The following is a 25,401-nucleotide window of genomic DNA, read 5'->3' as shown; positions in this document are numbered from 1 at the left end:
GCGCACGCTCCGAGTCGCCGCGGGAAGCACCCACCCGGGAAGAGCCGGGAAACAAAAATGCGCCTGCGAATACATCAGCAGGCGCACACAAAGTTCATGGGAACCACTACTGCAACTAAAACGACTCTAGCAGGCCCGAGCGCGCTTCGGGTGAACATTTCGCCCGCAGTTTCCGGAGGGCGCCCCCGTGATCGCCGGGCCTGAGCCGTCATGGTCCTCAACACGCCTTGACAGCAGCCTCGTTGACACGTCCGCGAGGTTCCGGCGCCGAGAGCCCGGAAGGACGATCCCGGCGGACACGGCGAGCCCCCTCGTCCCGACGGCGCCGCACAAGTGATCACCTCGCGCTCGCCGGCACCGCTCAGGCGCCCCGGACTGCGCGTGCGGCATTATCACCCCTCACTCGAACGCAAGTGCACCGAATGGGCCCGCTCCCGCGATTTCCGGCGCATACTGGAGGGGATGAACAACTTCGCAGCAGCCCGCCGCCCCCTGCCGAACAGCCCCTTCAAGGCCCCGCCCGAGGCGCCCCGCAAGCACTTCGCCGTCGGCGACCGCGTCACGCACGACCGGTACGGCCTCGGCCGCGTCATCGGCGTCGAAGGCGACGGCGACACCGCCGTACTCGTCGACTTCGGATCGCAGCGGGTACGCGTCTCCCCGCCGTACAGCACGCTGTTCGTGCTCTGACCCGGCCGCCCCCGGCCCCCGCGCCAAGGGCGCACACGCCTCCCGGGTGGAGCACCCGGGAGGCGTCGCCAGAGGGCGGGCCGGGGGTGCCCGCGCGGGCGGACACGGATCATGGGCAGCGATGGTGCCCATGGACGGACAGGGGCAGGCTGAGAAGTGCACCCCGCGACGGACGGCCGATCGGACCCGCAGCCGTTACGGGCCGCGCCGGCCGCGCTCCACTCCACGCACCGAGTCCTCGGAGGTCACCCATGACCGATCCCGCTGCCCGCCACACGCTCGGCCCGATCGTGGTCGGCACGGACGGTTCGCCCCAGGCCCGGAATGCCGTAACCTTCGCGCTCCGCGAGGCCCGAATTCGCGCCACCGGCCTGCGGGCCGTCTGCGCGTACGAGTACACCCCCACCCGGCGCTCCGGCTTCGAATGGACGGTTTCCTCGGGCCCCGACCGCGACCCCGTCCCCCAGCAGCGCGACCTCGTCACGCAGGCGGTGGCCGACTCCGTCAAGGAACTGCAGGAGCAGCTCGGCGAACCGTTCGTGAACGTGGAGATCGTCTGCGAACCAGGCCGCCCGGCGCAAGTCCTCCTCGAAGCGAGCAAGGACGCCGGCCTGCTGGTCGTCGGCTCCCGAGGGTCGGGTGCCTGGGGACGCCTCGCCCTGGGATCGACCAGTACCGAGGTCGTCCACCACGCCCGTCTCCCGGTCGTCGTCGTCCCGGCGGAACACGACACCGGAGCTTCCTGAGCGGGTTCATGGCCGACAGTGGGGCCGGGGCCGAGTTCCGCGAGGGCGATCCGCTCAAGCTCCACCGCCGTCAGCAGTTGGCGCAGAGCGACCACCGGAGTTCGAACGTCGATCTGCGGTCAGACCGGCGACGACGGGACGGGGGCCGGTTCCTCCGGCGCCCGGGTGCCGGGGGGCTCCTCCTCGGTCCCGGGAGCGATGCCGCGGCGCTTGGCCACCCACACCGCAATGATGACGACCGCCAGCGCCACCAGGGCGATGGTCAGCCGAAGGCCGAGGTTGGCGTGGGAACCGAAGCCGAGTTTGACGATGGCCGGGGCGATCAGCAGCGAGACCAGGTTCATCACCTTCAGCAAGGGGTTGATGGACGGTCCGGCGGTGTCCTTGAAGGGGTCTCCCACGGTGTCGCCGATGACGGTGGCCGCGTGGGCGGGACTGCCCTTGCCCCCGTGGTGGCCGTCCTCGACCAGTTTCTTCGCGTTGTCCCAGGCACCGCCCGATGTCGCCAGGAAGACGGCCATCAGGGTGCCCGTTGCGATCGCACCGGCGAGGTACGAGCCCAGCGAGCCGACACCGAACAGGAAGCCGACCGCGATCGGGGCCATGACGGCGAGCAGGCCCGGCGTGGCCAACTCGCGCAGCGCGTCGCGGGTGCAGATGTCCACCACCCGGCCGTACTCCGGCCGTTCGGTGCCGTCCATGATCCCGGGCCGGGTGCGGAACTGTCGGCGGACCTCGAAGACCACCGCACCGGCGGAGCGCGAGACGGCGCTGATGGCCAGGCCGGAGAAGAGGAAGACGACGGCGGCACCGGCGAGGAGACCGACCAGGTTGTTGGGCTGGTCGATGGCCAGGCTCAGGCTCGACCCGTGGGCGGCCGGGCCGACCTGGGCCTCCGCGGTGTTGATGGCGTCGGTGTAGGAGCCGAACAGCGCGGTGGCCGCGAGTACGGCGGTGGCGATGGCGATGCCCTTGGTGATCGCCTTGGTGGTGTTGCCGACCGCGTCCAGTTCGGTGAGCACCTGGGCGGCCCGGCCGGTGACGTCGCCGGACATCTCGGCGATGCCCTGCGCGTTGTCGGAGACCGGACCGAAGGTGTCCATCGCGACGATCACGCCGACGGTGGTCAGCAGCCCGGTGCCGGCCAGCGCGACCGCGAAGAGCGCGAGGATCAGTGAGCCGCCGCCGAGCAGGTAGGCGCCGTACACGGCTGCGCCGATGGCCACCGCGGAGTACACGGCTGCTTCCAGGCCGAGCGCGACACCCGAGAGCACCACGGTCGCCGGGCCCGTCAGCGAGGTCCTACCGATCTCCCGCACCGGGCGGCGGCTGGTCTCGGTGAAATAGCCGGTGAGCTGCTGGATCACGGCTGCCAGCACGATACCGATGGCCACTGCGGCCAGAGCGAACAGCCGCGGGCTGCCCGCGTGCCGGGTGATCTCGGCCGGCACCCCGTGGAGACCGGAGAAGTGGGCCGGCAGGAATGCGAATACGGCGCCGGCCACGAGAACCAGCGATACGCCGGCGGAGGCGAAGAAACCGCGGTTGATCGCGGTCATCCCGCTGCGGTCACCGGCCCGCGGCGACACCAGGGCGATGCCGAGCACCGCCGTGAGCACCCCGATTCCGGGCACCACCAGCGGAAAGGCCAGCCCGATGTCGCCGAACGCGACACGGCCCAGGATCAGTGCCGCGACGAGGGTCACGGCGTACGACTCGAAGAGGTCTGCCGCCATGCCCGCGCAGTCCCCGACGTTGTCGCCCACGTTGTCGGCGATCGTGGCCGCGTTGCGCGGATCGTCCTCCGGAATCCCCTGTTCCACCTTTCCCACCAGATCCGCCCCCACGTCGGCGGCCTTGGTGAAGATCCCCCCGCCCACCCGCATGAACATCGCCAGCAGTGCCGCGCCGAAGCCGAACCCTTCCAGCACCTTGGGTGCGTTCGCCTGATAGATCAGCACCACCGCCGTGGCCCCCAGCAGACCGAGCCCGACGGTGAACATACCGACCACCCCGCCGGTGCCGAAGCCGATCCGCATCGCCTGGTGCGAATCCGAGCGCACCGCCTGCGGCGCGGCCGACGCCTCTCCCTCGGCGGGTGCCCGTGTCGCGGCCGCCCTCGCCGCCGCGGCCACTCGAACGTTGGCGCGTACCGCCAACTGCATCCCCACGTACCCGGTCACCGCTGAGAACACGGCCCCGACCAGGAAGAACACGGAACGGCCGATCCGCTGCCCCCAACCGTCCGCCGGCAGCAGCAACAGCACGAACGGCACCACCCCGGCGAACACCCCAAGAGTGCGGAACTGGCGCGCGAGATAGGCGTTCGCACCTTCCTGCACGGCTCCGGCGATCTGCCGCATGGCCGGGGTGCCCTCATCTGCTGCGAGCACCTGCCGTGCCAGTGCCCAGGCCACCACCAGGGCACCGGCCGCGATGGCCGCGACGACGACCACAAGGGTTCGGTCCGACCCGGTCAGCACCGGTGCGACCGCGGTCCGGACACCGACCATACCGTCCTCCTTGACGTTGCGCTGGTGCGCCCTGCGCCAGGCGCCCGTCAGGGGTTGGCCCCTGTTCAGACCGAGGCTAACCCCTGGTGCCAGAGGCCCTCAGAGCATTGGCGCCAACCGGGTGACCCACCGTGCGACCACTGCTGACCCGCCCGAGAATGGAGGCCTAGGGGCCGGCGGCGACGCATGACGCCGACGAACGCGCTAGGAGACACCGCCATGGACTTCGAAGTGATCGTCGAGATCCCCGAGGGCTCGCGCAACAAGTACGAGATGGACCATGAGACCGGGCGGATCCACCTGGACCGGATGCTGTTCACTGCTACGCGATATCCAGCCGACTACGGGTTCATCGAGCACACCCTCGGCGGGGACGGTGACCCTCTTGACGCGCTCGTCATCGTCGGGGAGCCGACCTTTCCGGGATGCAGCGTCACCTGCCGCGCCATCGGCATGTTCGTGATGACCGACGAGAAGGGGCCGGACGAAAAGGTGCTCTGCGTGCCCGCGCACGACCCTCGATTCTCCCACCTGCAGGACATCGAGGACGTACGCTCCTTCGACCTCATGGAGATCACCCACTTCTTCGAGGTCTACAAGGACCTCGAACCCGGGAAGTCGGTCGAGGGCTCGCACTGGGCCAACAAGGCCGAGGCGTACGCCGAGATCGAGGCCTCCCGCGCCCGCGCGGCGACCGGGAGCAGCTGACGCCGGGAGCTCGGCGCTGAGCACTACGCCAGGCAGGTCGTCCACCTCCACTGCCGCACCCGACTACCGTTCACGACCCGACCGGTGAGCAGAGATCAGGTCGCGGTACCACGCGTACGACGCCTTCGGCGTCCGCCGCTGCGTCGCGAAGTCGACGTGGACGAGGCCGAAGCGCTGGTGGTAGCCCTCGGCCCATTCGAAGTTGTCGAGGAGGGACCAGGTGTAGTAGCCGCGGACGTCGACGCCTTCGGCGGCGGCCTGGGCGAGGGCGTCGAGGTGGGTGGCGAGGTAGTCGATGCGGGGGTGGTCGGGGGTGGCGGTCTCGTCGACGGAGCAGCCGTTCTCGGTGATGGTGAGGGGCGGGAGGGCCGCGCCGTAGGTGTCGCGGAGGTGGACGAGGAGGTGGCGGAGGCCGTCGGGCACGACGGGCCAGCCGAAGGCGGTGTGGGGGACGTCGGGGATGTCGACGAGGTCGAAGGGGAGGGCCGGGTCGGTGGGGGCGGCGATGCGGGTGGGGTTGTAGTAGTTGACGCCGAGGCCGTCGAGGCCGGGGGTGTGGATGAGCTCCAGGTCGCCGGGGCGGACGGAGCCGTAGATGTCGTCGGGGACGCCCAGCGCGGAGAGGTCGGGGTAGCGGCCGAGGAGGACGGGGTCGGTGAACAGCCGGTTGTGGAGGGTGTCGTAGGCCGCGGCGGCGGCCAGGTCGGGTTCCGAGGCGGAGGCCGGCTGCACGGGGGTGAGGTTGTTGGAGAGCATGACCGCGTGACCGCGCTCGTGGAGGGCGGCGGCGGCCAGGCCGTGGCCGAGGAGCTGGTGGTGGGCCGCGGGGAGCGCCTCGAACATCAGGGCGCGGCCGGGGGCGTGGGTGCCCAGGGCGTAGCCGAACACCGTATGGACGAAGGGCTCGTTGAGGGTGATCCAGGTGGGGAGGCGGTCGCCGAGGCGGTCGGCCATGACGGTGGCGTACTCGGCGAAGCGGTGGGCGGTGTCGCGGTTCAGCCAGCCGCCGTGGTCCTCCAGGGCCTGGGGCAGGTCCCAGTGGAAGAGGGTGGGCAGCGGGGTGATGCCGGCGTCGAGGAGGGCGTCGACGAGGCGGTCGTAGAAGGTGAGGCCGGCGGCGTTCACGGCACCCGCGCCGGTGGGCTGGATGCGGGGCCAGGCGATGGAGAAGCGGTAGCCGTCGAGGCCGAGGCCGCGCATCAGCTCGATGTCCTCGGGATAGCGGTGGTAGTGGTCGCAGGCCACCGCCCCCGTGTGCCCGTCGCGGACGGCCCCGGGCCGGGCGACGAAGGTGTCCCACACGGAGGGGCCGCGCCCGTCCTCCGCCACTGCCCCCTCGATCTGGTAGGCGGCGGTGGCGGCACCCCAGCGGAACCCCGGCGGCAGGTCGTAGCGGTCCGGCACATCAGCCTCCCGGGCGTGAATATGAGGAAGGCTCATGTTACTGACGTCACGCCGAAACACCAGGGGGACCGACCGCCGGCGCCGAACCCGTCGGCCCCCGGTCAGCCTCCGACAGCGACATCGGCGAAGGGCACGGGACTCAGGCCGAGCGGGCCCCCGAAGGGAGAGTTCAGGGCGTAGACGAGGACGACCATGAAGGCGATGAGGCTGGTGAAGCCCATGGCCAGGACGAGGTGCGTACCGGTGCGCTCGATGCCGAAGAGGAACATCAGGCCCAGGGTGAGTGCGCCGCCGGCGAGCAGGCCGAACCACATGACGCCCGACATTCCCCGCCTCCCGTCCGCCTCACGGCCGTGGCGCGCCTGGTAGGCGACCGAGATCTGCCCGAACGCCAGCTGGTCGACCTGCTGCTGGGCATTGGTGGTGGGCTCGAAGGACGTCCAGGCGTTCTGTACGTCGTGCAGGAGCGTCCAGCCACGCGTGCCCAGCGGCCTGCCCTGCGCCATCAGGGGCCACTCGTCGTTCCGGACGTAGGCGGCGTAGGTGTCGGCCGCCGCGCGGGCCCGCTGAGCAGCGGCGGGTGGCAGCCCGTCGGCGAGCAGATAGGTCTGGTGCAGTGCCCCCGCCTCGGCGCTGATGTTGGTGTCGGCGTCCGACTTCGCCTCCCACACCGTCACCAACGCGAGGCCCAGCACCAAGGCGTACAACACGCCGACCATCATCGTCAGGTACTCGGCGGTGTCGTCCCGCACCAAGCCTTCCCGCGCCGAACGCCTCGCCCTACGGCCGTTCAGCAGGACAGCACCGCCGGCGACCACGACGAACCCGACGACGATGCCGATCACGGCGATCACGTGTTCCATGGCGCCCCCGAGCTCGGGTAGGTCCGGCGCCGCAGCCTCCGGCGACGCCACGCGATGGCTGCGGCGGCCGTCGCAGGAACGAACAGGAGCAGGAAGAACAGGAGAAATCTGTGCAGCAGCGGGGGCGTGCCGTGGCCGAACCGGCCGGAGTGCAGAAGGGGTGACGACACGTGGTTTCCCCCTGCGAGTGGCCCCGGGGAGCCGGAGGGTGTCGGCGTCGTGGACGCCGCGCCGCCGGCGCCACTCGGTGAGGCCTGTCCGGATCTGTGCCCGTTGCCCGGCGACCCGGCACCGGAAGCGCCGGTCCTCGGTGCCCTCGGTCCGCCCGAGGGGGACCCGGATGCGGGCGACCTGGGTGCACGGGCCCCGACCGCGGGAACTCCGGCGCCGACTACCCCGCCCGTCGTGGGTGTTCCAGGAACAGGGGCTGCACCGGCTGCTCCTGGGACACCCGCGGATGCTCCAGGAGCGGAGGCCGCACCGACTGCCCCCGGAACGCCCGCGGATGTTCCAGGTAGTACAGGAGCCGGGACCCCGGGCGCAGCGACTCCGGGTGCGGGGCCACCGGGCGCGGGGCCACCGGGCGCGGGGCCACCGGGCGCGGGGCCACCGGGCGCGGGCGCTCCGGCTGCGGGAACTCCGGGGGCGGCAGCCCCGCCCGCGGGCGCTCCAGGAGCAGCGGCCCCGGGCACAGGTGCACTGGGCGCAGGTGCCCCGGCTGCGGGCGACGCGGGTACAGGAGCTCCGGGGGCGAGGCCCCCGCCCACAGGGACCCTCGCTCCGCCTGCAGGGCCGCCCGGCGCCGGACCGCCAGGTGCAGAACCGCTGGGCGCAGGACCACCCGGCGCAGCGCCACCAGGTACAGGACCGCCGGGCACAGAACCACCAGGTACAGGACCACCCGGCGCAGCGCCACCAGACGCCGCACCGCCAGGTACAGGGCCAGGAGGTACAGAACCACCAGGGACAGGACCACCCGGCGCAGCGGCACCAGGTACAGGACCGCCGGGCGCAGAACCACCGGGCGCCGGACCGCCAGGTACAGGGCCAGGAGGTACAGAACCACCAGGTACAGGACCGCCGGGCGCAGAGCCGCCAGGTACAGAACCACCAGGCCCCCCTGCTCCGCCCGGGGGAGCCTCGGGTGCTGGGGCCCCGACTCCGCACGCAGGCACTCCAGCCATTCCAGCCGTTCCCGGCGCCACCGGAGCTCCCGGCATTCCCGGAGCTCCCGGCGTTCCCGGCGTTCCCGGCGTTCCCGGCGCTACCGGCGTTCCCGGCGTTCCCGGAGCAGACGCGCTCGCGCCCGGCGTCGCGGTTCCCGGCGTCGCCGCTCCCGGGGGCGGCGGTGCGCCCGGAGCCGGTGCACCCGCGCCGGGGGGTGGTGCCGGGTTGGCCTCCACGCCGGTGTAACCCGAGTGCGCCGTGCGGGAGAGGGCGCGGTGGCCGTAGGCCGTCACCCCGTGGGCGGTGACCAGGCCCTGGTGTTCACCGGGCAGGGCACGCACGGTCGCCGTGCAGACGATGGTGGCGACCGGCTGGAGTCGCGGGATGCCCCCTGCCTCGCCGTCCTGGCAGTGCGGCTCGGTCCCGGGCGCGAGGGTGTCGGCGATCCGGATGTCGGTCACCGGGGATCCGCCGCTGTTGCGCAGCAGGTAGCGCACCCGCACCTGGTCGCCGGCCTTCACCGTGGGGGTGCCTGATTGGCCGTCGACGGTCACGGACAGCTCCAACTCCCCCGCTACAAAGCCATCCTGGGGAAGGACGGCGAATGCGTTGGCCAGTGGCTGACCGGCGACCGAGCCGGCCAGCACAAGGCCGGCGACAGCCGCACAGAAGGACGATTTCCAGCCAGGCATATGATCCAGTTATGGCCTGGGGAGCGGCCCGCGCTCCTTCTGACACGCCATCCGGGGGTATCGACCCGCGCCGATCACACCACAGGGCTATCGGCAGCAGAGGCGGCCGTGCAGCGACCGCAGCCCCGCACCGTCCCGAACGTGCCCCACGGACGGGCACTGCCGGAGGACCTGCGTGACCACTGAGGAGCGGGTGCCAACCCGCTTCATTCGCTGGGCAATTCATGGACAAAGCCCGGTAAAGGCTGCGCGCGACGCCTTGAGGCGCCGGAAGACCCGTCAGTAACCTCGGGGCGACACCGCGCGACAAGGAACGCCTGCGGTGCGGCCCCCCGATGCCACCTCGGCTGTCATGCGCCTGACATGCCGCATTCCGGGGCCATCCCCCACCTCCCGTACAGCGCAAGCACCACGCCGGTCCGCGGCCACCGCCGGGGCCGGCCAGCACATGCCGCGATCCGTCAGCACGGGCCCGAGCCCGTACCGGCGAACACCCCGTTGCCGGCACAGGCCGCGCCCTCGTCCCCCACGGAGGGTCGACTCTTGCGCTCCCACTCCCCCAGCAGCAGCCTGCGCCCGCCCAGGGCGCGCAGGTTGCTCGCCGCCCTGCCGGCCATGGCCATGGCCGCGACCGGTCTGCTCGCGATCGCCGCGCCGAGCGCGAACGCCCAGAGCGACGCGCCCACGGCCGGCGCCGCCACCAAGCGGGTCTGTGCCGCCCCGAGCCACCCCGGCGAGATGGCCTGCCTGGCGCTCGTCCGCACCGACCTGGCCCAGCACCTGACGCTGGCCCCGGACATCAACCCGTCCGGGTACGGCCCGAGCGACCTCGCCTCGGCGTACAAGCTCCCCGCCTCGGCCGGCTCCGGCGCCACCGTCGCCATCGTGGACGCCCAGGACGACCCCAGCGCCGAGTCCGACCTCGCCACCTACCGCTCGCAGTACAACCTGCCGGCGTGCACCACCGCGAACGGCTGCTTCAAGAAGGTCGACCAGCGCGGCGGCACCAGCTACCCGACCGCCGACAGCGGCTGGGCCGGCGAGATCTCGCTCGACGTCGACATGGTCAGCGCGGTCTGCCCCAACTGCCACATCCTGCTGGTCGAGTCCGACGACGCCTCCATGGACAACCTGGGCGCCGCGGTCAACACGGCCGTCTCGATGGGCGCCAAGTACGTCTCCAACAGCTACGGCGGCTCCGAGGACTCCACCGACCCGACCTCCGACGCCAGCTACTTCAACCACCCGGGCGTCGCGATCACCGTCTCCTCCGGTGACTCCGGCTACGGCGTCGAGTACCCGGCGGCCTCGCAGTACGTCACCGCGGTCGGCGGCACCAGCCTCAACCACGCCTCCAACACCCGTGGTTGGAGCGAGTCGGTGTGGGGCAGCAGCTCGGGCGGTGACGGCGCCGGCTCCGGCTGCTCCGCCTATGACGCCAAGCCCGGCTGGCAGCACGACACCGGCTGCGGCAAGCGCACCGTCGCCGACGTCTCGGCCGTCGCCGACCCGGCGACCGGCGTCGCGGTCTACCAGACCTACGGCGGATCCGGCTGGAACGTCTACGGCGGCACCAGCGCCTCCTCCCCGATCATCGCCGCGGTCTACGCCCTCGCCGGCGCCCCGGCCTCCGGCACCACCCCGGCCTCCTACCCGTACGCGCACACGGGTTCCCTGTTCGACGTGACCAGTGGCGCCAACGGCAGCTGCTCGCCGTCCTACCTGTGCACCGCCGGCGCCGGCTACGACGGCCCGACCGGGCTCGGCACCCCCAACGGCACCGCCGCCTTCACCTCTGGCAGCACCGGCGGCAACACCGTCACCGTCACCAACCCGGGCAGCCAGAGCACCGCCCAGGGCTCCTCCGCCAGCCTGCAGATCCACGCCACCGACTCGGCCACCGGCCAGACCCTGAGCTACGGCGCGAGCGGCCTGCCGGCCGGGCTGTCCATCAACGCCTCCACCGGCCTGATCACCGGCACCGCGACCACCGCGGGCAGCTCCACCGTGACGGTCACCGCCACCGACGGCACCGGCGCCAGCGGCTCCACCACCTTCGGCTGGACCGTCACCGGCACCGGCGGCGGCTGCACCGGCACCCAGCTGCTGGGCAACCCCGGCTTCGAGACCGGCAGCGCCTCGCCCTGGACGGCCAGCTCGGGCGTGATCGACAACTCCAGCGGTGAACCCGCGCACGGCGGCAGCTGGAAGGCCTGGCTCGACGGCTACGGCAGCACGCACACCGACACGCTGAGCCAGTCGGTCACCGTGCCGGCCGGCTGCAGGGCCACGCTGAGCTTCTACCTGCACATCGACACCGCGGAGAGCACCACCTCCACCCAGTACGACAAGCTGACCGTCCAGGCCGGCTCCACCACCCTGGCGACCTTCAGCAACCTCAACGCGGCCGCCGGCTACACCGTGCACAGCTACGACCTGTCCGCGTTCGCCGGCCAGACCGTCACCGTCAAGTTCACCGGCACCGAGGACTCCTCCCTCCAGACCAGCTTCGTCCTCGACGACACCGCCCTCACCACCTCCTGACCCGACGACAGCAAGCGGGGGCCGCGGCGTGCACACGCCGCGGCCCCCGATGCCGTCCACAACACCCGGTCGGACCGGACGGCCAGGCCACCGACCGCCCGACAACCGGCACCGGGGCGGGGCCGGGGCGGCGGCGAGCGCGGCCGGGCCCGGCTACTCCGGGAGCAGTTCGGCGCGGCGGTCGGCGACCTCCCGGTGCAGGGCGTCGCGCACCGCCCGTACGGCGGGGTGGGTGACCGCCTCCCGCCGGACGGCCAGCGTGATCGGCAGGCGGATGTCGACCTCGTCGGCCAGCAGCCGCCGCAGCCCGGCCCGACCGGTGAGGAAGGCCGGCAGCACGCCGATGCCGGACCCCAGGCGGGTGGCTTCGAGCTGTGCGAAGACGTTCGTGGAGGAGAACGCGGGGGTGACGCCCGGCAGATGGCGTTCGATGTCGAGGTCGCCGACCTGCAGCATCGACTCGATGTAGAACACCAGCGCGTGGTCCCGCAGGTCGGCGACCGTCCCGGGGGACCCGCAGCGCGCGAGGTACTCCTCGCTGGCGTACAGGCCCAGCGCGTAGTCGGTGAGGTGCTCGGTCACCAACCGGCTCTTGGGCGGCCTGCCGATCGCCAGGGCGAGGTCGAAGCCGGCCGGGCGAAGGGTCAACTGCCTTGTGGCCGTGATGAGTTCGACCTGAAGTCCGGGGTGTTGCCGGCGCAGCCGGGCCAGTGCCGGGGTGACGACGAGGGTGCCGAAGCCGTCCGGGGCGCTCACCCGGACAGTGCCGTGGAGGGACGGCGCGTCCTGCCCGGACACCGCGTCGACGACGTGGACGAGGGCTTCCTCGATCGCGCGGGCGCCCTGGGCGACGGCCTTTCCGGCCTCCGTCAGGGCCCAGCCCTCGGTGCCGCGTTCCATCAGCCGCACGCCGAGGCTGCGCTCCAGCGCGGTGATGCGGCGGGACACCGTGGTGTGGTCCACGCCGAGCGCGTCGGCCGCCGCCACCAGGCGCCCGGTGCGGGCGACGGCCAGCAGGTAGCGGAGGTCGTCCGCGCGGAGCCTGCGCGGGTCGATCCCGCGCGGGTCGGGTCCGGGCACTTCGGACGGACGCACCTCGGGCGGGCGCGGGTCGAGCCCGCCGCGGTCCGGCTGCGGCGGTGGGGCCGGATCCTCGCCGACCGGGCCGGAACGGGGGTGCACCCGGCCAGCGTATCTGCATTTCTGCACACCAGGTCTGCGCGATTGACGATTGAACGCACAACGCGCGGGCGTCACAGTCGAACCCGCGCCGGGCGGAGCGCCCACCCACCCTCCCCCACCGTCGAGAGGTCCTCCATGGTTGCCAGCCTTTCCCTGCCCCGGATCCTGCGCGTCGGGCCGGGCGCCGCCGAGGAGTTGGGCGACGTCATCCTCGGGCTGGGGCTGAACCGCCCCCTCGTCGTCACGGACGCGTTCCTGGTCGGGACGGGCGCGGCGGAGCGCCTGACGGCCACTCTGCACAAGGCCGGTCTGCACCCGCGGGTGTTCTCCGACACCGTGCCCGACCCGACGACCGCCTCCCTGGCCGCGGGAGTGAAGGCGCTCGACGAGCACGAGGCGGACTCGGTCATCGGCTTCGGCGGCGGCAGCCCCATGGACACCGCCAAGGCCCTCGCCCTGCTCGGAGTCCAGGGCGGCCACATGCGCGACTTCAAGGCGCCGCGCGTCAACGTCGGGCCGGCGCTGCCGGTGATCGCCGTCCCCACCACCGCCGGCAGCGGATCGGAGGCGACCCAGTTCACCATCATCACCGACAGCGCCACCGACGAGAAGATGCTCTGCCTGGGCCCGGCGTTCCTGCCGCTCGCCGCGGTGGTCGACGTGGAGCTGACCATGTCGATGCCGCCCCGGCTGACCGCCGACACCGGCATCGACGCCCTCACCCACGCCGTCGAGGCGTACGTGAGCCGAAAGGCCAACCCCTTCTCCGACAGCCTCGCCCTCACGGCGATCGGCACCATCGGCCGCCACCTGCGCCGCGCCTACGCGGACGGCTCCGACGCCGTGGCCCGCGAGGCCATGATGCTCGCCGCGACCCAGGCCGGCATCGCCTTCTCGAACTCCAGCGTCGCCCTCGTGCACGGCATGAGCCGCCCGATCGGCGCCCACTTCCACGTCGCGCACGGCCTGTCCAACGCGATGCTGTTCCCCGCGGTGACCGCCTTCTCCGTGTCCGCGGCGCCCGGCCGGTACGCCGACTGCGCCCGCGCGCTGGGCGCGGCGACCGCCGCGGACTCCGACGACGCGGCCGCCGACAAGCTCGTGGACGCGCTCCGCGTCCTCTGCCGGGACCTGGCGGTCCCCACGCCCCGCGTGTACGGCGTCGACGAGGCCGCCTGGAAGCGGCTGACGCCCCTCATGGCCGAGCAGGCCCTGGCGTCCGGCTCCCCCGCCAACAACCCCGTCGTCCCGACCGCCGAGCAGATCCAGGACCTCTACGCCCGGATCTACGGCTGACCGCGGCGGCGCGCCACGACCGGGGCAGCCGCGTCAGTGCGCCGTCGCCGGGGTGTCGACGAGGAGGTCGAAGGCGAGCCCGCTGGAGCCCTCGCCGCGGCCGGTGCCGCGTTTGGCGCTGAGCCAGACGCAGACCCGCCCGTCCCGCCAACGGGTCCGGTTGTAGGCGACGGCGAGCCGGGTGCCGGACTGCGGGACCTCCTCCTGGTTGACGAAGTACGACTGCGGCGGCGTCGCGTCCAGGCCCTCGCGCAGCAGCGAGGTCCGCGGTTGGACGGGCGGCAGCACGTCGACGACGTTCGGCATCGCCGCACGCTGGAGCTGGATGGTGCGGTTGTCTCCGGGGACGTGCACCGGGATGAACGGGATCCAGTTCTCCGGGACGGAGTTCATCGCCTCGTACGCGATCGGCGCGAGCGGGCCGCCCGGCTCGGTGGGCGGGTGCAGCCGCAGGTGCCGCGCCTGGATCCCGGCAGCGACCTCGCTGCCCCGGCGTCCCTCGCCGGTGGCCCGCGGGACGGTCAGTTCGATGCCCCACACCAGGTTCGCGTTCTCGTCGCGGATCAGCGACACCTCCTCCAACGCCGGGCCGTCGGCGACCTTCGGCACGCTGGCGGGCAGGAACAGGCCGGTGTCGGCGGCCGCGCCGGGGGCGCTGTCGATCGTGTCGAGGGTGAACATCGACCAGCGCTGCCAGTCGTCGTCGAGCCCGGTGCCCGCCGAGGTGATCCACAGCCGCTCGCCGAACACGTCGGTGACGGCGAGGCCCTGGATCGTCGCCACGGTGCCGACCGGCAGCTCGCACGGGAGTTGGAACCAGTCGTTGCTGTAGACCAGCGCGAACTCCAGGAAGACCAGCCGGGCCAGGTCCGTGCTGTCCGGTGACACCGCGGCGAAGTTGGTGGCGCCGTCCTCCACCGCCCACCAGCGCGGCAGCGGCATGCCCGCGTACCGGAGCGGCGCCGGGAACACCGTGCGGTTGATCGGCGGCAGCGGCGGCTCGGTGCCGCCGACCGGGGCGGCCGGGTCGAGCGAGAAGGCGTGCCAGTCCAGTTCGCCGCCCGGGTACTCCTGCGCGGTGAGGACCTTCTCGCCGCCGCCCGGGGCGGAGCCGGCCACCGAGAAGCGGTGCTCCAGCCGGCGCGGGTCCCAGGCGCCGTCGGCGTCCGGCTGGTCGATCAGGTCGTCGAACCAGGCGACCAGGCGGTCGCCGAGCGCGTCGAGCGCAGGGCGGTGCAGGTGCAACAGGTCGCTGATGCCGTCCGACGCATGACCGCCGTCCTTGAGGTGGCGGTAGAGCAGGTAGCCGTCCATCCGGCGCCCGGCGACGGCCTGCAGGGTCGACCAGACCTCCGGGTCGGCGACCCGGGAAGCGTCGGCGTCCGTGGCCGGGTCGGGCAGCGCGATCGGGTACAGCCGGACGTACTGGCCGCGGAAGTCGAAGGCCACGCTGCCCAGCACCGGGGAGCGGCCCAGCAGCTTGAGCCACCGCCGGCCGATCGCCAGCCGCAGGTCGAAGGCGATCCGGTCGGCACCCGCCACGAACGGCACCGGACGCCGTTCGGCCAGCGCCTCCAACGGCCGGTCCGGCGGCAGCGGTTCGGGCGTCCCGCCGGCCGGGCGGAAGCGGCTGGGCCGGGCGACGGCGATCGAGTAGGTCGCGGTGACCGGCGAACCGCCGTCGCTGCCGCGGAACTCGCCGAGCTGCCACTGCCGGGTCAACAGCCAGAGCGGGTCCCGCACTTCGGCGCGCAGCGCCCGCTCGAAGTCGGTGGTGCGCGGCCGGCCCTCCAGCCGGTTCCACACCCCGACGGCCGGACGGTCCCGGGCGGCGAGCGCCTCGGCCAGGTTGTCGATGCGGGGCTCAGGCATGGGCGGCCTTCCAGCGCTGGTTGGCGATCGCGAGGTCGGTGGAGATCGTGATCGGCTGCCGGGTGGCGGACATGACGGTGGCCGGGAGCAGTTGGGCGTAGGCCGTGCCGTCGAGGTGCTCGGGTTCGACGCCCCGGGACTTGGCCAGGTCGAGCGTCTCCCCGATCGCGGCGATCAGGTCGTCGGTGTTCCAGGTGCCGGTGCGCACCGGCGGCACGACCAGCAGCATCGCCTGCGGCGGTTCGGAGTCCGGTCCGTCGTAGTGCAGCGCGATCCCGGTGGTCTCGCGCTCGGCGGGGATGACCTCCGTCCACTCGTCGAGCAGCAGGCCGACCTGGGTGGGCGGGGGGATCAGCGGGTCGGACGCGTAGTGGGCGGTGAACAGCACCTTGTCCTCGGTGATGGCCGTTCCGGGCTTGAACTCCATGGCCAGCCAGTGGTCGTCCGGCCGGTACGGGAGCTGGATCGGCACCAGCTGCGGTTCGGCGGACTGCAGCAGGTCGCCGAGGATCCCGCCGGGCCCGCGCAGGGCGTCGCTCAGCACGACGGCCTTCTCCCACAGGCGGGGCTTCTCGCGGACCCGGGCGATGCCGTGCGCCCAGTCGTCGACGGGGAAGTCCCGGCCGAACGGCGGCTGGGTGAGGTGCTGGACGAGCTTGCCGCTGTCGGCGCGGGCCTTCTTCCAGTCCGCGGCGAGCTGCGGGTCGGGGGTGAACTCCGGCACGGCGAGGACGTCCTGGCCGAGGAGGGCCTTGAGTGCGTCGGTCGCCGCCCCGACCCGGTCCGGCCCGGTGACGGCCACGTCGTGGGCGGCGAGGGCCGTGTCCGCGGCGGCGAGCCGGGCGAGGACCTCGGTGCGCAGCGCGGTCGCGCGGTCCAGCAGGTCGCGCCCCAGCAGGACGACCCGGTCCTGGAAGGGCCGGAGGCTGAGGTCGGTCGGGTCGAAGTCGGTCAGCGGGAGCTTGGCCGCGACTTCGGCGAGCAGGCCGCTGAGGGTCGTCCGGGTGGTCCTGGCCTCGGACCTGAGCGACTGCAGCTTGGCGTTGAAGGCCTGCCGCCGGTTGGCGACGACGGCGCGCATGGTGGCCGGCTGGGCGGGCAGCGGTGCGGTGGGCTTGGTGGCGATCAGGCGTTCCGCCTGTTGGAGCAGCCGGAACCGTTCGGCGGCGGAGGTGGCGGCCGGCAGCGCGTCGTAGGCGGCGAGCAGCGCGTCGGCCCTGGTCAGCGCGCGGGTCATGCGGTCCGCGGCCGCGGCCACGGCGGCCAGGACGTCGGTGAAGACGCCGCGGCGCCACATCGCGAGTTCGCCCCAGCCGCTGCGGACCATGCCGAAGCCGGAGGCCGTGGTGACCAGTCCGGCGTATCCGGTGAGCAGGGTGTCGACGGCGGCGAGGATCCGGTCGCGCTGGGGCTGGGCGTCGGCCGGGTAGAGCGGTGCCAGCGTGGCGAGGTAGTCCTCGACGTTCTTGCGCAGGGCGTCCAGGGAGGCGCGGACCGCGGCGGGGCGCTCCCGGGGCAGCGAGACGGCCGTGTCGGCGGCCCGGTCGGCGGGGGCGGGGCCGGAGGCGGGCACCAGGTCGCTGGGGCGCAGCGGTCGGGCGGTGGTCAGCAGTGAGCGCAACGCGGCGATCAGCGGGGAGAGTTCGAAGAAGGTGATCCGCCCGGCGACCCGGTCGGTGTAGCGGATGGTGAGTTCGGCGTCGGGCCGGGGGTTGTCGGTGGCGAGGACGACGCCGACGATGCGGTCGTCGAGGTCGGTCATGGCGCCTTCGCCGACCGGGCGCAGCGCCCAGAGCAGGTCGATCGGCTGCAGGCCGGTGTCGGCCTGGGTCACGGCGCGGCTGCGGGACTGTCCGGTCAGCGGGTCGGTCCAGGTGACCTGGGCGACGACGGTGACGGGTGCCGGGAGCAGGGCGGGCAGCCAGGCGTTGACGGCGGGTTCGGCCTGGGCGCGGGGGGTGTTGTGGGACAGCGGCGGTGCGCCGGCGTCCGGGGGGAGGCCGGGGGTCAGGCGCAGGCCGAGGCGGTGGGTGAGGGTGGTGCCGCTGCGGGGTGTGGCGACGACGGCGGGTTCGGGGGGCAGGCCTTCCTTGGCGTACGCGTCGAGCGTCGCGGAGGCGCGTTCGGGGTTGCCGAGCAGCGCCTGGTGGGTGCCTTCGGCGACGGCGAGGTCGGCGAGGGCGTCGTGGACGTCCAGGAGTCCCAGGACGGCCCGGTCGACGACGCCCTGCTGGGTGTCGTCGAGCCCGGGCAGGCCGTCGAGGCTGAAGGGGTAGGTGGTGTCCGGGGCGTCGCCGCGGGTCACGCGGCGTACCAGGGCGAGGCCGTCGATGACGTTGTGGGCCTCGATCTGTTCGATCGCGAGGGGTTTCGTCGGGTCCGGCTGGTCGGCCTGGTGCGGGACGGTCTGGGCGATCCGGCCGGCCCGGAGGGGGAACTTCAGGCGCAGGGCGGAGATGACGAAGTCGACCTCGGCCCGTTCGTGGCTGTCGTGCAGGGCGCGCTCCAGCCGGTAGCCGAGCAGGGCGCCCAGGGACTGGCCCTGGCGCATGCCGTCGAGCAGGCCGAGCGCGATCCGGACCCGTTCGGAGCTGAGGTTGACCGCGAAGGACCCGGGGTTCTGCGGTGAGCCGTTGGCGAGGTAGCCGGCGCGCAGGACGGCCGCGGTGCGGGCCTGGGCGGGTGACGGGGCGTGCAGGTGGCCGCCGTTCTTCTCGTCGTGCATGAGCGGCCGGCTGCCGCGGAAGACGTCGGCGAGGGGGCCGGTCAGGGTGACGTCGGTGAGCTGCCGCTCGCGGGGGCGGACGTCCTCCAGCCAGCCGTACGCGCCCAGGTGGAGGCCGCGTGCGGCGGGGGCGGTGCCGTCGGGGCCGTACCGCAGTTCGGCGAGGCGTTCGTTGGCCAGGCCCAGGCGCCAGGCGTCGAGCCGGTAGGTGGCGCAGTCCAGGTGCTCGGCCAGGACGCGTTCCAGCCGGGCGGTGGGCAGGGTGGCCAGCAGGTCGAGGGCGTCGGCCTGTTCGGCGAGGCGGGCGGTGCCGGGGGCGGTACCGAGGACCCGGGGGATGTGGTCGACGACCAGGCGGTCCGGGTTTCCGGTGATCTCCGGCGCGGGTGAGTAGAGCCGCCGGAACCGGCTCTCGCTCGGGATGCCCTGCCCGGGCTGCGGGATCCTGACGTGGATGAACGCCGGGTCGGCAGCGGCGATCTCGGCGGGGGTGGCGACGTCGGCGGCGATGGCCAGTTCGGTGGCGGCGTCCGCCCAGCCGAGCAGCAGCGCGTGCCGCAGCAGGAGGTGGAGCAGCGCGGAGGGCCGGTCGTCCTCGGGGAAGCCGGCCTCGGTGCGGACGGTCTCCAGGTCGGTGCGCGCGTGGGCGGCAAGCCACTGCAGGTAGTTGGCGCCGTCGGTGGTGTACGGCCGGACCGGGTCGGTCTCGGAGAGCGGGCGGTCGTCGACGGCCGGGGCGAGCAGCGGGTGCTGGGTGTCGAGGAACAGGCGGCGGATCAGGTCCGGGTCCTGGGCGGGGCCGCTGTCGGGGTGGCCGAGGCGGGTCAGCAGGGCGCGGATCGGGTCGGGCATGTGCAGTTGCCGTTCCAGGGCGGTCAGGACGGTCGGGCCGAGCGCGCCGAGGTTCTCCCGGTTGAAGATGTCCTCGACGCTCTGCGCGTACCGCTGGTAGTACTCGGCCGAGGTGGGGTGCAGCGCGAGGATGTCCAGCAGGTGCTGGTGCGCGTCGTCGGCCCGGCCGCCGAGGTGGGCGACCTTCGCGGCGGCGGTCTGCCAGTCTGCGGCGGCGGCCTGGAGCACGGTGTGCAGGCCTCGGCGGTGGGTCGCGGTGGCGGCGGTGTCCGGCCAGGCGAGCCGGGAGAAGGCGGTGGTGGGCAGGATTCCGTACGGCTGTCGGCCGATCCTGACCGCGGGGACGGGGCCGCGGCCGGAGACGTGGCGGAGGTAGAACTGCCGGGTCCGGTCGACGACGGCGCGGCTGAGGATCGGGTGGAGCGTGGTCTGTAGGTGGTAGCCCCAGGTCGCGGGCCACAGGGCGGTGTCGGCGGCGCGGGCGTCGCGCTGGTCGGTGCCGTCGGCGTTGGGCATGCCGGCGAGGTCGGCCGGGTCGAGGCCGAGCAGTTCGGCGAACCACTGGCCGTCGGTGCGGGTCGTCCAGTCGGTGCCGGCCTCGGCGGCCCGCAGGCCGGTGGCGGAGCGCAGGCCCGCGTCGGCCTCCTGGGCGCGGTCGAGGCCGGCGGGTGCCTGGGCGGTGTTGTTGGTGGGGGTGCCCTGGGGCAGCAGGCTGAGCCCCGCGGGGCTGCGGAGTTGGCGGGTGAGCTGGGCGGTGAGGTCGGCGGCGGACTGGTCCGGGGTGGACCGCCGGCGCAGGCCGAGCACCACCAGCCGGTCGAGGCCGCCGCGGAGGTCGGCGGTGAGCCGGATGCGGAAGCCCATGCCGACGGTGACGGCCCGGCCGAACTCGGTCAGCCAGCGCAGTTCGTCGGGGACGGTCATCACGCCGGTGGTCTCGTCGACCGTCAGGTGGTCGTCGGAGCCGGGGTCGGGGCTCACCGGCAGGCTCGCCGGGACGGGTTCGCCGTCGAGGTCGACGACCTTGCGGCCGCCGGCCCAGCCGAGGACGCGGAAGTGGTCGGGCAGCAGGCCTGCGCGGGCCGCGACCGTCCAGGACTGCGGGGCGATGCCGGAGGCGGGCGGGCGGGGCACGACCAGGAAGGCCATCAGGGCGGTGTCACCGGTGGCGACCGCGGCCGCCTCGATGCCGGCGGGACGGCGGGCGCGGATCGCCGCCGCCCTGGTCGGGCCGACGGCGTCGAGCAGCGCGGCGTCGGCCGTGCGCAGCGCGACCCGGTCGCCGTGGGCGCGCCAGACGGCCGTCCAGTAGTCGGCGGTGGGCCCGCGGTCGTCGGCGGGGAGGGCGGTGTCGCTGAGGACGACGAGCACGGTGGCGCCGGCGGGGACGGGCACCGGCCGGTCGGCGGGGTTGGCCGGCCGGTGGTCGCGCAGCAGCCAGGCGGCGCGGCCGGCGGCGATCCGGCCGACCAGTTCGTGCCAGGCGGCCCGGTCGCCGACGGCGGCGCCGCCGGTGCGCCACAGGGCGGTCCAGTAGGCGTCGAGTGCGCCGAGTTCGGCCTCGGTGGGCCGCGGTTCGAAGGAGTCGACCGACCACTCGTCGGGGAAGACGCGGACCAGCAGTTCGGTGGCGGTGAACCTGGTCTCGATCCGCACCGGGCCCAGCAGGACCGGGTAGTCGTCGCTCAGGTCGTTGTCGGCCATACCGGGAGCATCTCCTGTGCGTGGACGGCGACCATGACCGGCGCCTGGAAGAGGATGTAGGCGATGTCGGCGGAGCTCAGCCGGGAGTACCAGAGCGGCAGCGCGTCGTCCTCGGTGCGCTGCTGCTGCTTCTCCTGGTCGTCCTCGGAGCCGTCGAAGGGCGCGAGCGGGACGTGGGTGGCGTCGGTGAACTCGATGAAGCCGAGGTGGTCGGGATCGACGTGCTGCCAGGTGAGGTCGTTCCACACCTCGACCGACGGCAGGGGGCCCTCGGGTTCGTCGACGCCGAAGCGGGGTTCGCCGGGGCGTTCCTTGAGGACGAAGAACCAGCCGAGGTCGCCGGGGGGCTTGCCGCGGGCCTCGGCGGCGTCGAGGTCGAAGCCGAGCAGGTAGATGTCGGGTTCGACCTTGGCCTCGTAGAGCGGCAGCCGGACCAGATCGGCGGTCGGGTGGTCCTCGTCGGGCAGCGGGGCGGGGACGCGTTCGCCGGTGGTGACCGGGTTGCCGTCGTCGTCGAGCGGCCAGACCGCCCTGTGCGCGTAGACCGCCGTGTTCGGGTACTTCTTCAGCAGCTCGCCGCGGATGACGAGCACCAGGTCCTCCTTCTGCGCGGTGCCCTGCTGCTGCCGGTTGTCGTTCTGGCCGAGCAGGGCGGCGGGGCCCCAGCGGTGGATCGGCCGGATGTCGTACAGCCGCTCGCGGCGCTGCTCGGGGGTCTCGCCGGGCGGTGAGAGGACGGCGCGCGGGTCCCAGAACTGGCGGAACGGGGTGCCGCGCTGGTCGGTCGGGTACTCGCGCCAGAGCATCTCCCGGGCCATCTCGTGGTTGAGGCCGACCAGGAAGGACTCGATGAAGCGGCGGTTGTTGGCGAGCAGGGTGATGGAGTTCGCCGGGATCAGGTTCAGGTTGGGCGCGAACACGTCCACCGAGAGGTCGATCAGCGACTGGTACATCGGCAGGTCGATCACCGGGTAGGCCATCGCCTCGATGAACTCCTCGGCGAACGGCCGCAGTCGGTCGGGCAGGTCGACCGCGCCGAGCAGGCTCCTCGGGACGGTGGTGTCCGAGCGCAGCCGGGACAGCACCGCGTCGGTGGTCCCGGCGACGCCGAGCCGCTCCCGGACGGCCGGCTGCCCGACCGCGGCGGACGCGTCCCAGCCCGCGTAGAGCTCGTTCAGCGCGCCCTTGAACCGCTGGGCCTCGGGGCTGTCCCGGTCGCCGCCGGTGGTGGGCGGGACGGGGTCGCCGATCTCCTTGATGACGAAGTCCGGGCTCTTCGGGAGGGAGCCGACCGGGTCGGCGGGGGCCGCCGTCCGGACGCCGACCACGGGGTGCAGCACCTGGTCGAGCTGGCCCGGGGTCACCAGGGCGGCCGGTTTGACCTTGGGTGCGGCGGCGGTGACCGCTGCGGTGGCGGCGTCCATCCGCGGCACCAGTGCCTCGCGCGGCTGGTCCGGCGGGAAGGTGAGCGAGCGCATCAGCCGGGCGCCGGGGCGGGTGAGGCGCCGCATCGGGGCGGACAGCGGTGCCGCGGCGACCCGGCTGGTCGCCACCTGGAAGCCGACGGCCAGCTGCTCCGCGGCGCCGTCCGCCGCGTCGGTCCCGTCGGTCCCGTCCGACACGTCCGTCCGGTCCGTCCCGGCGGGCCGGCCGGTCGGGGTGGTCGCCGGGGTGGTGACCCGGGGGTGTGCGGGCGCCGTCAGGGTCAGGTACTTGCCGGTGGGCGGCGGCGCCACCGCGCCGGCCGGTGCGGCGGGCGGTTCCAGGTGCCTGACCTGGAGCCGGTGCCCGACCTCGCGGGCGAGCTGGGCCTCGCGGATCCGCGCGTTGGCCTGCAGCACGTCGCCGATCTGGGCCCAGGCGGCGTCCATGAACTCGTCCTGCCGGGCCTGGACGACCCGGGTGCCGAAGTTCGCGGCGACCCGGTAGCGCGGGTCGAGGTTGAGCCGGTGCACCCAGGCGCGGTTGGCGGGCGAGGGCAGCGGGTGGCCGGCGTCGTCGATCAGCAGGCGGGAGGTGAGCGCGTGCCAGCGGCCGTACAGCGGCGGGGTGATCACCGGGTCGACCCCGGCGGACAGCGCCTGCGCCTGGTCGCCGGGCAGCGCGGCGTGGGCGGCCGCCGGCGTGCGGTCCCGGTAGGCCTCGGCCAGGTTGACCAGGTTGGCGAGCGCCTGCTGGAAGGGGTGCGGGTAGGGCGCGGCGGGCGCCGGCTTGTCGTACCAGTTGTCCCAGTTCTCCCAGTCGTCGACCGGCTGCTCGGGCAGTTGGAGCGCGCCGCCGAGCCGCAGCACGCCGCCGATCGAGGCCGGGGTGGTGATCGGCGGCAGGCCGGGGCCGGCCGGGCGGTGGACGTCCATGCCCCGGCGGCCGACCTCGGGGGCGGGGCGGCGCGGCTGCAGCAGCCGGACGAGGTACTCGAAGTCGCCGGTGGCGCCGGTGGTGAAGGACCACCGGTGGTAGTAGGGCAGTCGGCCCTCGCCCTTGCGGTCGGGGTAGTGCGGGCCCCAGGCGGAGTACAGCGCGCCGGGGGCGAGGGCCGGGTCGAAGCCGAGCCCGGCGAGCCGGCCGGTCTCGAAGGCGGGCACCAGGAACGCCTCGTACGTCCGGTCCTGCTGGAGGTGGCGCGGGCAGACCAGCCGGGAGCAGGCGCGGTCCGGGTCGGTGCGCAGCACCTCGGCGAGCGTCTGCAGCACCTGGTCGCCGGGGCCGGAGAGCTCCCGGGCCACCTGGTCGTCCAGCGAGCCGTGGACGTGGACGTGTGCCCAGGCCCCGAGTTGATCCGCCGGGGGCAGGGCGTTCGGGTCCTTGACGGTGACGTACGGCAGGGGTGCGCCGCCGCTTCCCTCGTCGAACTCCGCGGGTGTGCCGGACGGGTCGCTCTTCGCGGTCAGGACGACGAGCGCCAGCCAGGGGGCGAGGCGGTCGGTGGAGCCGTCGGGCCCGGCCGGGCTGTAGCGCCAGAGGAAGTCCTCGTCGTAGAACTCGATGTGCGCGAGGTAGTTCGGCTCGACGTTGGTGGTGCCGGGCTGCGGCTCCCGCCGGGAGATCGCGCGGGCCTCGACGCCGACGACGTCGCCGGGCCCGTAGAGCTGCACGGGGCGTTCGACGGGCCGGGACAGCGGGGAGCCGTCCAGGGCCTCGCCGCTCAGCAGGAGCTTGACCGGGATGGTGGCGCGCGACGAGCTGCCCGGGTCGCCGGTGATCCGGGTGGAGAGGCCGGAGCGCAGCCAGGGCAGGAAGGAGTAGCCGTTCGCGGTCATGCGCCGCTCCCGTCGAACAGCTCGGTGGCGGCGGTGAGTTCGGTGGCCGTCGGGTCGGCGGCGGCCAGGCCGGAGCGGGTGGCGCCGCCGGTGACGAGCACCTTGGTGTCGGGGAGCACCGCGGCGGCGAAGGCCCAGCGGCCGGTGAGCAGGCCGGCCCGGGCGGTCCAGGTGTCGGAGGCCGCGTCGTAGGCGACGACGCTGCGGTAGCCGGCCTCGTCGGGGTCGCTGCCGGTGCCGCCGATCACCAGGACCTTGCCGGGGCCGAGGGCGACGGCCCGGTGCTGGGCGCGCCCGGCGGGCATGTCCCGTGCGGCGGTCCAGGCGCCGGTGGCGAGGTCGTACGTCTCCGCCGTCCGTCGGCTGAGCGGGTCGAAGGTGCCGTCGTCGCCGGCGCCCGGTGCGCGGCCGCCGGTCACCAGCACGGTGGTGTCGGACAGCGCGGTGGCCTGGTGCAGGGCGCGCGGCCGCAGCAGGTTCCCGGTCGGGGTCCAGGTGGCGCGGTCCGGGTCGTAGAGCTCGCAGAAGGCGAGGGCGGGGTCCCGGTCGGTGCCGACGGCGGCGGTGCCGCCGACGACCAGCACCTTGCCGTCCTTGAGCGCCACGGCGGGGTGCCCGGAGCGGGCGTCGGTCATGTCGCCGACGGTCGTCCAGCGGGTGGCGTCGGTGGTGGCGGCCGGGTCGTACAGTTCGGCGGAGCGCAGCGCCCGGGTGGTCCGGCCGGCCCGGACCGCGGTGCCGCCGGCGACCAGGACCTTGCCGTTCGGCAGCAGGACGGCGCTGTGGCCCCAGCGGGCCTGGTTCATGGTGCCGGCCGGGCTCCAGGTGTCGGCCGCCGGGTCGTAGACCTCGGCCGAGGCCAGGCCCGGTGCGGTGGAGCCGCCGATGCCGCCGGTGACCAGGACCTTGCCGTCGGCCAGGGCGGTGACGGTGTGCAGCCGCCGGGGCGAGGGCTGGGTGGCGGTGGCCTTCCAGGTGTCGTCGGCCGGGTTGTAGACGGCGGCCCGGCCGAGTGCGGCCCCGCCGGCGTCCGTGCCGCCGACGACCAGGACCTTCGTGGTGCCCTTGAGCACGACCGGTCCGTCGTGCTGCCCGTACCAGGCGGTGGCCCCGGTGAGGTCGTGGGCGGTGGCCCACTTCGCCGCGGCCACCACGGTGGGACTGGTCATGGTGTCGAACCTTC

At 73.6% G+C, this 25,401-nt stretch carries 14 protein-coding genes; 5 read left to right on the top strand and 9 right to left on the bottom strand.

Features of this window, described 5'->3' with window-relative positions; translation table 11 throughout:
* Positions 1 to 462 precede the first annotated feature (462 nt).
* The gene (locus ACIGG8_RS39000; protein WP_350524404.1) at positions 463 to 690 is read left to right on the top strand and encodes a hypothetical protein; all 228 of its coding nucleotides are present in this window, start codon (positions 463 to 465) and stop codon (positions 688 to 690) included.
* 251 nt (positions 691 to 941) lie between these two features.
* Positions 942 to 1,436: a universal stress protein gene (locus ACIGG8_RS38995; protein ID WP_396553338.1), complete on the top strand. Its 495-nt coding sequence runs from the start codon at positions 942 to 944 to the stop codon at positions 1,434 to 1,436.
* Between the two features lie 119 nt (positions 1,437 to 1,555).
* Here the strand turns inward: ACIGG8_RS38995 and ACIGG8_RS38990 are convergent, their stop codons facing one another.
* Positions 1,556 to 3,949, bottom strand: coding sequence for a sodium-translocating pyrophosphatase (locus ACIGG8_RS38990; RefSeq protein ID WP_396553337.1), 2,394 nt, complete (start codon positions 3,947 to 3,949; stop codon positions 1,556 to 1,558).
* A 219-nt stretch (positions 3,950 to 4,168) separates the two neighbouring features.
* Between ACIGG8_RS38990 and ACIGG8_RS38985 the strand changes: the two genes are divergently transcribed.
* Complete coding sequence (locus ACIGG8_RS38985; RefSeq protein ID WP_396553336.1) at positions 4,169 to 4,657, top strand: inorganic diphosphatase; 489 nt, start codon at positions 4,169 to 4,171, stop codon at positions 4,655 to 4,657.
* Positions 4,658 to 4,720: 63 nt separating this feature from the next.
* Here ACIGG8_RS38985 and ACIGG8_RS38980 read toward each other — a convergent pair whose 3' ends face one another.
* The 3 genes from ACIGG8_RS38980 to ACIGG8_RS38970 form a co-directional block, all read right to left on the bottom strand.
* Complete coding sequence (locus ACIGG8_RS38980) at positions 4,721 to 6,061, bottom strand: GH1 family beta-glucosidase (protein WP_396553335.1); 1,341 nt, start codon at positions 6,059 to 6,061, stop codon at positions 4,721 to 4,723.
* Positions 6,062 to 6,162: 101 nt separating this feature from the next.
* Positions 6,163 to 6,924 carry a hypothetical protein gene (locus ACIGG8_RS38975; protein ID WP_396553334.1) on the bottom strand — a complete coding sequence of 254 codons (762 nt, stop codon included), beginning with the start codon at positions 6,922 to 6,924 and terminating at the stop codon, positions 6,163 to 6,165.
* Between the two features lie 391 nt (positions 6,925 to 7,315).
* The gene (locus tag ACIGG8_RS38970) at positions 7,316 to 8,035 is read right to left on the bottom strand and encodes a hypothetical protein (RefSeq protein WP_396553333.1); all 720 of its coding nucleotides are present in this window, start codon (positions 8,033 to 8,035) and stop codon (positions 7,316 to 7,318) included.
* 1,291 nt (positions 8,036 to 9,326) lie between these two features.
* Between ACIGG8_RS38970 and ACIGG8_RS38965 the strand changes: the two genes are divergently transcribed.
* A complete protein-coding gene (locus ACIGG8_RS38965; protein WP_396553332.1) occupies positions 9,327 to 11,327 on the top strand; it encodes a putative Ig domain-containing protein in 2,001 nt (666 codons plus the stop codon).
* A 153-nt stretch (positions 11,328 to 11,480) separates the two neighbouring features.
* Here the strand turns inward: ACIGG8_RS38965 and ACIGG8_RS38960 are convergent, their stop codons facing one another.
* Entirely contained in the window at positions 11,481 to 12,509 is a 1,029-nt protein-coding gene (locus tag ACIGG8_RS38960) for a LysR family transcriptional regulator (protein ID WP_396553331.1), read from the bottom strand.
* Positions 12,510 to 12,644: 135 nt separating this feature from the next.
* On the opposite strand from ACIGG8_RS38960, the gene ACIGG8_RS38955 reads away from it, so the two are divergent.
* A complete protein-coding gene (locus ACIGG8_RS38955) occupies positions 12,645 to 13,805 on the top strand; it encodes an iron-containing alcohol dehydrogenase (protein WP_396553330.1) in 1,161 nt (386 codons plus the stop codon).
* Positions 13,806 to 13,838: 33 nt separating this feature from the next.
* On the opposite strand, the gene ACIGG8_RS38950 is transcribed toward ACIGG8_RS38955, so the two are convergent.
* Genes ACIGG8_RS38950 through ACIGG8_RS38935 form a run of 4 tightly spaced genes read right to left on the bottom strand, consistent with a single transcriptional unit; the run spans position 13,839 to position 25,387 of the window.
* Complete coding sequence (locus tag ACIGG8_RS38950) at positions 13,839 to 15,677, bottom strand: hypothetical protein (protein ID WP_396553329.1); 1,839 nt, start codon at positions 15,675 to 15,677, stop codon at positions 13,839 to 13,841.
* Positions 15,670 to 20,958: a hypothetical protein gene (locus ACIGG8_RS38945; protein ID WP_396553328.1), complete on the bottom strand. Its 5,289-nt coding sequence runs from the start codon at positions 20,956 to 20,958 to the stop codon at positions 15,670 to 15,672. Before ACIGG8_RS38945 ends, ACIGG8_RS38950 begins: the two co-directional genes overlap by 8 nt.
* Positions 20,940 to 24,218, bottom strand: a complete 3,279-nt coding sequence (locus ACIGG8_RS38940) for a hypothetical protein (protein ID WP_396553327.1) — start codon at positions 24,216 to 24,218, stop codon at positions 20,940 to 20,942. The genes ACIGG8_RS38945 and ACIGG8_RS38940 overlap by 19 nt, the downstream gene beginning before the upstream one ends.
* Positions 24,215 to 25,387, bottom strand: coding sequence for a Kelch repeat-containing protein (locus ACIGG8_RS38935; protein ID WP_396553326.1), 1,173 nt, complete (start codon positions 25,385 to 25,387; stop codon positions 24,215 to 24,217). The genes ACIGG8_RS38940 and ACIGG8_RS38935 overlap by 4 nt, the downstream gene beginning before the upstream one ends.
* Between the last annotated feature and the right edge of the window lie 14 nt (positions 25,388 to 25,401).

Source organism: Kitasatospora sp. NPDC085464, assembly GCF_044541955.1.
GTDB lineage: Bacteria > Actinomycetota > Actinomycetes > Streptomycetales > Streptomycetaceae > Kitasatospora.
Note: the sequence above shows the minus strand (reverse complement) of the source record. Positions and strands in the feature narration are given on the sequence as shown.

Coding starts and splice junctions, on each gene's coding strand:
- ACIGG8_RS38935 (WP_396553326.1), bottom strand. CDS start 25,387: ATGACCAGTCCCACCGTGGTGGCCGCGGCGAAGTGGGCCACCGCCCAC.
- ACIGG8_RS38990 (WP_396553337.1), bottom strand. CDS start 3,949: ATGGTCGGTGTCCGGACCGCGGTCGCACCGGTGCTGACCGGGTCGGAC.
- ACIGG8_RS38985 (WP_396553336.1), top strand. CDS start 4,169: ATGGACTTCGAAGTGATCGTCGAGATCCCCGAGGGCTCGCGCAACAAG.
- ACIGG8_RS38945 (WP_396553328.1), bottom strand. CDS start 20,958: ATGGCCGACAACGACCTGAGCGACGACTACCCGGTCCTGCTGGGCCCG.
- ACIGG8_RS38995 (WP_396553338.1), top strand. CDS start 942: ATGACCGATCCCGCTGCCCGCCACACGCTCGGCCCGATCGTGGTCGGC.
- ACIGG8_RS38975 (WP_396553334.1), bottom strand. CDS start 6,924: ATGGAACACGTGATCGCCGTGATCGGCATCGTCGTCGGGTTCGTCGTG.
- ACIGG8_RS38955 (WP_396553330.1), top strand. CDS start 12,645: ATGGTTGCCAGCCTTTCCCTGCCCCGGATCCTGCGCGTCGGGCCGGGC.
- ACIGG8_RS38950 (WP_396553329.1), bottom strand. CDS start 15,677: ATGCCTGAGCCCCGCATCGACAACCTGGCCGAGGCGCTCGCCGCCCGG.
- ACIGG8_RS39000 (WP_350524404.1), top strand. CDS start 463: ATGAACAACTTCGCAGCAGCCCGCCGCCCCCTGCCGAACAGCCCCTTC.
- ACIGG8_RS38940 (WP_396553327.1), bottom strand. CDS start 24,218: ATGACCGCGAACGGCTACTCCTTCCTGCCCTGGCTGCGCTCCGGCCTC.